Source organism: Acrocarpospora sp. B8E8 (genome assembly GCF_039871605.1).
GTDB lineage: Bacteria > Actinomycetota > Actinomycetes > Streptosporangiales > Streptosporangiaceae > Acrocarpospora > Acrocarpospora macrocephala.
Window position 1 is genome coordinate 22803 of the sequence record NZ_JBDPLV010000108.1, and the last position, 6041, is coordinate 28843.

The following is a 6041-nucleotide window of genomic DNA, read 5'->3' on the forward strand; positions in this document are numbered from 1 at the left end:
TGGACGGCATGGATGCAGCGAAAGCTCTCGAATTCGTCCGCGCCAACCATCGTGCCGTCCTGATGACCTGGCACGCGGATGGCCGTCCGCAGATGTCGCCGGTGACGGTGGGCGCCGACGCCGAAGGACGCGTGGTGATCAGCACCCGCGAGACCGCCGTCAAAACGCGAAATATCCGGAAAAATCCGCAGGTGTTCCTGACGGTGATGAACGATGGGTTCTACGGCCCCTGGGTGCAGGTCGAGGGGACCGCCGACGTCCTGTCCCTGCCGGATGCCATGGAACCCCTGGTCGCCTACTACCGGGACATCAGCGGCGAACACCCCGACTGGGACGACTACCGCGCCGCCATGGAGCGGGACCAGCGCGTCCTGATCCGGGTACGGATCACCAAAGCCGGTCCCGACTTCCAGGGCTGAGCACGACAGGCTGAGCACCTCTGCGCAGGGCTCAACGAACCGCCGACTCGCCAGGCATTCTGGCGACGCCGGGGGAATGCCGACTGAGCAGGGCCGAATGAACGGCCAGCTTGCCAGGCAGTCCGGCGCCGCCATGGGAATGCGGACTGAGCTGGGTCAGCTGAGCCGCTCCAGGATCATGGCCATGCCCTGCCCGCCGCCCACGCACATGGTCTCCAGGCCGATCGCCTTGTCGTGGAACTGCAGGCTGTTGATCAGGGTCGAGGTGATGCGCGCCCCGGTCATCCCGAACGGGTGCCCCACCGCGATCGCGCCGCCGTTCACGTTCAGCCGGTCCAGGTCGATCCCGAGCTCCTGGTAGGAGGGGATGACCTGGGCCGCGAACGCCTCGTTGATCTCGACCAGGTCGACGTCCCCGATGGCCATCCCGGCCCGTGCCAGCGCCCGCCGGGAAGCCTCCACCGGCCCCAGACCCATGATCTCCGGCGACAGACCGGTCACTCCGGTCGACACCACCCGGGCCAGCGGCGTGATGCCCAGCTCCGCGGCCTTGGTGTCGCTCATCACGACCACGGCCGCCGCGCCGTCGTTGAGCGGGCAGCAGTTGCCCGCGGTGACCGTGCCGTCCGGCCGGAACACCGGCTTCAGCTGGGACACCGCCTCATACGTGGTGCCCGCCCGCGGCCCGTCGTCCTTGCTGACCACGGTCCCGCCGGGCAGCGTCGCCGGGGTGATGTCCCGCTCCCAGAACCCGTTGGCCAGCGCCTTCTCGGCCAGATTCTGGGACCGCACCCCGAATTCGTCCTGCTCCTTGCGGGACACCGACCGGAGCGAGGCCACGTTCTCCGCGGTCTGCCCCATCGCGATGTAGACATCGGGCAGCAGTCCGTCCTCACGCGGATCGTGCCACACCCCGGCCCCGCCCGCGGCGGCCGCGTCGGTACGGCCCTTCGCGTCCAGGAACACGCTGTTCATGGCGTCAGGCAGGTCGGACGCCCCACTGCCGTAGCGGGACACGCACTCGACCCCGGCCGACACGAAGATGTCGCCCTCCCCGGCCTTGATCGCGTGGAATGCCATCCGCGTGGTCTGCAACGACGACGAGCAGTAGCGCTGGACGGTCGTCCCCGCCACCCCGTCCAGCCCGAGCCGCACCGCGACCACCCGGGCGATGTTGAAGCCCTGCTCCCCGGCCGGCTGGCCGCAGCCGACCATGATGTCGTCGATCGTGGCAGGATCCAGCTGCGGGACCTTCGCCAGCGCGGCGCTGATCATCTGTACGGTCAGGTCGTCCGGACGGATGTCCTTGAGCGACCCCTTGAAGGCGCGGCCGATCGGCGAGCGCGCGGTCGCGACGATGACTGCCTCGGGCATGTGGCTCTCCTGGGGTTGTACGGCTGGGCTCCTCTCGGAGGTTACCGCGCAGTAGAAAGGAAGCCACACCCGGCCCAGAACTTTGTACGGTTACCCGTACATCCCCGGTGCCGTCGCCGCCTCGTCCTTGATCGCGTGCAGCGCGCCCTTCTCATCCCGCCACAGCCGCCACCCGCCCTGGCTCCCGGTGAACCACGACGGCGGCGCGCCGGTCCCCGCCACCCGCTTGCCGGTCGCCAGATCGAACTCGCACAGCGCCGCGATCGAGTAGAAACCGGGCGTGACGTTCCCAGCCAGCTTCAGCGGCTGCGGATCGGTGACGCAGAACGACCACGCCTTGAGACCCTTCACCTCGGCCTTCTGGCCGCTCGCCAGGTCGTATGCCGCGCTCGGGGTGTTGTGCTGGAGGAAGCCCAGCTTGTCCATCCTCGGGGGAAACGCCAGCCACCACCCGGACCCGGGCACCTGGGTCGCGGTGATCTGCCCGAGCACCCGCCCGCTCTCCCCGTCCAACCGGGCGAACCCGCCATACTGCCCCTGCTGGTCGACCGGCCGCACCACCGGCGCGTACGCGGGATTGCCGCTGGGATACACCCGCACCACGGACGGCCGCATCCAGTCCACCATCCCGTCGGACAGCCGCACCGAGAACAGCCCGAATGTGGACGTCTTCTTGCTCCGCTGGTTCGTATAGGGCGCGACATACCCCACCAGCTTGTCCCCGGTGGCCCCGAACGCCCACCCACCGGACAGATCGATGCCCTCACCCAGCGCCTGCTCGATCGGCAGCTGCCACTGCGCCTTGCCGGTCTTCAGCTCGTACGACTCAAGCACCGGATTGGCCGCCAGCCGCAGCACCACGACCCGGTTCTGATCCGACCACTCGACCTCGGCGATCCCGGGCAGCCGCCACAGCATCTTGCCGGTCTGCGGATCCAGCACCACCATCCGCGCCCCCGCCAGCGCCGTGTGCTCCGACAGGCACAGGTAGGGCCCGCACCGCTGCGGCCCGAACGTCGAGTGGACCGGCCTGGCCCACTTCTGCTGCCCGGTCTTCGCGTCCCGCACCGACAGCGTCGCGTTCCATTTGCCCTGCTTGGTGGGATCGACGGCCGCCACCACGGCGTGACCCGCGCTGGTCTCCACGGTCGCGGGCGTCTGCACCCCCATCCCGGGCAGTCGCCCGGCCATCGTGGCCGGATAGGCCCACAACTTCTTGCCGCTGGCCAGATCGAGCGCCACCGTCTCCAGCGTCCCGTCCGGACGCATCGAGGTGGTCGCCGCCACCCCCGCCCCGGTCGACACCCGGCTGACCACGTTCACCTGGGTGTTCTGCCAGGCCGGGAAGGTGGAGGCCGCGTCGCTGCCGGAGCACGCGACCAGCGCTCCATTGGCCAGCAATGCGAGCGCGAGGGCATTAGGCCGGATCATTTCACTCCTCCAGGGGGTGACGGTCCGGACGCGGAAGGTGACCAGACCTAGGCGCTGCCGGGCATCGGCCCATGCCTCCGGCGGAGCAGGGCCGCCCACCGTCCGTGGGGGCCGACCGCTCGGCCGGCGACGCGGGTCGCCGTGACCTCGGTGCCGGGTTCCTCCACGGCCATCGCCGCCAGAAGGTATTGCGAGCCTTCGACGCGCTCGGGTTCCGGTTCTGGCCACAACCCCAACGCGGCGCATACAGACGGTAGCACCGTGTAAGCGGCCTGTAGGTAGCCTCGGTCAGATGGATGGAATCGATCGGGTCCGAACATTTCTGCCGGATATGTCATGAATTCCGGTCCGAGCAGGTCGGCGAAGGCCACCGTCCGCCCGCCCGCCTCGACCACGGCCACGGTCTGCGCGGCCGCGAGCTGCCGGCTCCACCGCCGGGTCACCCACCGCAACGGCTGCGCGATCGGCCGCACCGTCCCCAGATCCGGACATGTCCCGACAACGACTTCGCAGCCCTCCTCCCTGAGCCGCCGCACCGCCTTCTGCAGATGCCGTACGGCCTGAGCCGGCGGCGTCTGCGTGGTCACGTCGTTGGCCCCGATGAAGATCACCGCAATCTCCGGGTGAGCCTGGAGCGCCCGGTCCACCTGCACGGCCAGGTCGGCGGAGGCGGCGCCGGACTGCCCCGCCACGGTCAGCCGGACCGGGCGTTCCGCCACCGCGGCCAGGCCGTTGGCGATGCTCACGCCCGGGGTGTGGGCCGGGGTGGTGGTGCCGAGGCCGACCGAGGTGGAGTCGCCCAGCATCGCCAGCCGGATAGGCTGGCCAGGGAAGTCGGCGCCGTACAGGCCGTCGGACGGCGGGCCGTCCAGGCCGTGGGGCTGGCCGACGATCCGGCGGGCCAGCAGGGCTTCGGCGAAGAGCAGGCCGTAGGCGGCGGCGCCCAGCGCGGTCAGGCCACCACCGCCGACCACGGCCGCAGTGGCGATGCGGCGCGCGGCTCTGACCGCTCCCGGAGTCCAGATCACACCAGCCTCCCCCATATACGGTGTGAGACAGAAACTAGCCGAGTCCTGGCCACCCCCTCGGGACCCCGGCTACCGGCAGGCTGACAAAGCTTCGGCAAAACGCTCCAGTACAAAGGTGGTTCTCGCGGTGCGCGTACACGATTCGCTGATCGAGTTGATGGGCAACACCCCGCTCGTACGGCTGCGCAAGGTTGCGGCGGGCGCTCCCGCCCAGGTTCTGGCCAAGGTGGAGTATTTCAACCCCGGTGGCTCGGTGAAGGACCGCATCGCGGTGCGGATGGTCGAGGCGGCCGAGAAGAGCGGCGCGCTCGTTCCCGGCGGCACGATTGTCGAGCCTACCTCGGGGAACACCGGGGTCGGGCTGGCCATCGTGGCGCAGGAACGAGGGTACAAGTGCCTGTTCGTCTGCCCGGACAAGGTGGCCCAGGACAAGATCGCGGTGCTCCGGGCGTACGGGGCGGAGGTCGTGGTGTGCCCGACCGCGGTGTCGCCTGATCATCCGGATTCGTACTATTCGGTGTCGGATCGGCTGGCGCGGGATGTGCCCAACGCGTGGAAGCCGGATCAGTACTCGAATCCGGAGAATCCGGCCAGTCACTACTATTCGACCGGGCCTGAGCTGTGGGAGCAGACCGACGGGCGGATCACGCATTTCGTCGCGGGCATCGGGACCGGCGGGACGATCAGCGGGACCGGGCGGTTCCTCAAGGAGGTGTCCGGCGGGCGGGTTCAGGTGATCGGGGCCGATCCGGAAGGGTCGGTGTATTCCGGCGGAACCGGGCGGCCATACCTGGTGGAAGGGGTCGGGGAGGACATCTGGCCGGCCACCTACGACACCACCATCTGCGACGAGATCATCGCCGTCTCGGACAAGGACTCGTTCGGGATGACCCGGCGGCTGGCCCGCGAGGAAGCCCTGCTGGTGGGCGGATCGTGCGGGATGGCCGTGGTCGCGGCGCTGCGCGTGGCCGAGCGGGCCGGACCCGACGACATCGTGGTGGTCCTGCTGCCGGACAGCGGCCGCGGCTACCTTTCCAAGATCTTCAACGATGAGTGGATGGCCGACTACGGCTTCCTGTCCACCGCCGACGACGAGGGCATGGTCCGCGACGTACTCAGCCGCAAAACCGGCGTCCTCCCCGAATTCGTCCACGTCCACCCACACGAATCGGTCGGTACGGCTATCGCGATCATGCGCGAGTACAGCGTCTCCCAACTCCCCGTCATGAAGGAGGAACCCCCGGTGATGGCCGCCGAAGTGGTCGGCTCCATCGTCGAACGCGACCTCCTGGACGGCCTCTACCGCGGCAAAGTCCGCGCCGAGGACCCCCTGGGCGACCACATGTCCGCCCCCCTCCCCATGATCGGCTCCGGCGAACCAGTAGCCCGCGCAGTCGACGCCTTGGAAAAAGCCGACGCCGCCGTAGTCCTAGACGACGGCAAACCCATCGGCCTCCTCACCCGCCAAGACCTATTGACCTTCCTCGCAACCCACTAGGTCATAGCACTCTTGGCGCCGGGACGGCGAAAACCGTCACCGGCGGGGAGCGGGGGCGGAAGCCTGGGAACGGTGGGGGAGCGGGGCGGAAGCCCTGAAATGGCGGAGCGGGGCGGTAGCCATGAAATGGCGGAGCGGGGCGGAAGGCCTGGAAACGGCGGAGGGTGGGGCGGAAGCCCTGGAAACAAATCGCCGTGGTTGTGATTCCGTTGGGGCAGCCACGGCGTCGGCGGGGTCGGGCGGAGCCCGAGGGAAATCAAAAGGGTGGGCGGGTGGGAGAACCACGCTGCT

At 69.2% G+C, this 6041-nt stretch carries 5 protein-coding genes; 2 read left to right on the forward strand and 3 right to left on the reverse strand.

Annotation, left to right across the window (positions count from 1 at the left end):
• Positions 1 to 8 precede the first annotated feature (8 nt).
• Positions 9 to 419 carry a PPOX class F420-dependent oxidoreductase gene (locus ABGB08_RS50515; protein WP_347606371.1) on the forward strand — a complete coding sequence of 137 codons (411 nt, stop codon included), beginning with the start codon at positions 9 to 11 and terminating at the stop codon, positions 417 to 419.
• Between the two features lie 156 nt (positions 420 to 575).
• Here the strand turns inward: ABGB08_RS50515 and ABGB08_RS50520 are convergent, their stop codons facing one another.
• From ABGB08_RS50520 to ABGB08_RS50530, 3 genes are all read right to left on the reverse strand, one after another.
• Positions 576 to 1793: an acetyl-CoA C-acetyltransferase gene (locus ABGB08_RS50520; RefSeq protein WP_347606374.1), complete on the reverse strand. Its 1218-nt coding sequence runs from the start codon at positions 1791 to 1793 to the stop codon at positions 576 to 578.
• A 90-nt stretch (positions 1794 to 1883) separates the two neighbouring features.
• The gene (locus tag ABGB08_RS50525) at positions 1884 to 3224 is read right to left on the reverse strand and encodes a PQQ-binding-like beta-propeller repeat protein (RefSeq protein ID WP_347606377.1); all 1341 of its coding nucleotides are present in this window, start codon (positions 3222 to 3224) and stop codon (positions 1884 to 1886) included.
• A gap of 47 nt (positions 3225 to 3271) precedes the next feature.
• Complete coding sequence (locus ABGB08_RS50530; RefSeq protein ID WP_347606380.1) at positions 3272 to 4252, reverse strand: SGNH/GDSL hydrolase family protein; 981 nt, start codon at positions 4250 to 4252, stop codon at positions 3272 to 3274.
• A 127-nt stretch (positions 4253 to 4379) separates the two neighbouring features.
• Between ABGB08_RS50530 and ABGB08_RS50535 the strand changes: the two genes are divergently transcribed.
• Positions 4380 to 5750 carry a cystathionine beta-synthase gene (locus tag ABGB08_RS50535; protein ID WP_155354748.1) on the forward strand — a complete coding sequence of 457 codons (1371 nt, stop codon included), beginning with the start codon at positions 4380 to 4382 and terminating at the stop codon, positions 5748 to 5750.
• Positions 5751 to 6041 lie beyond the last annotated feature (291 nt).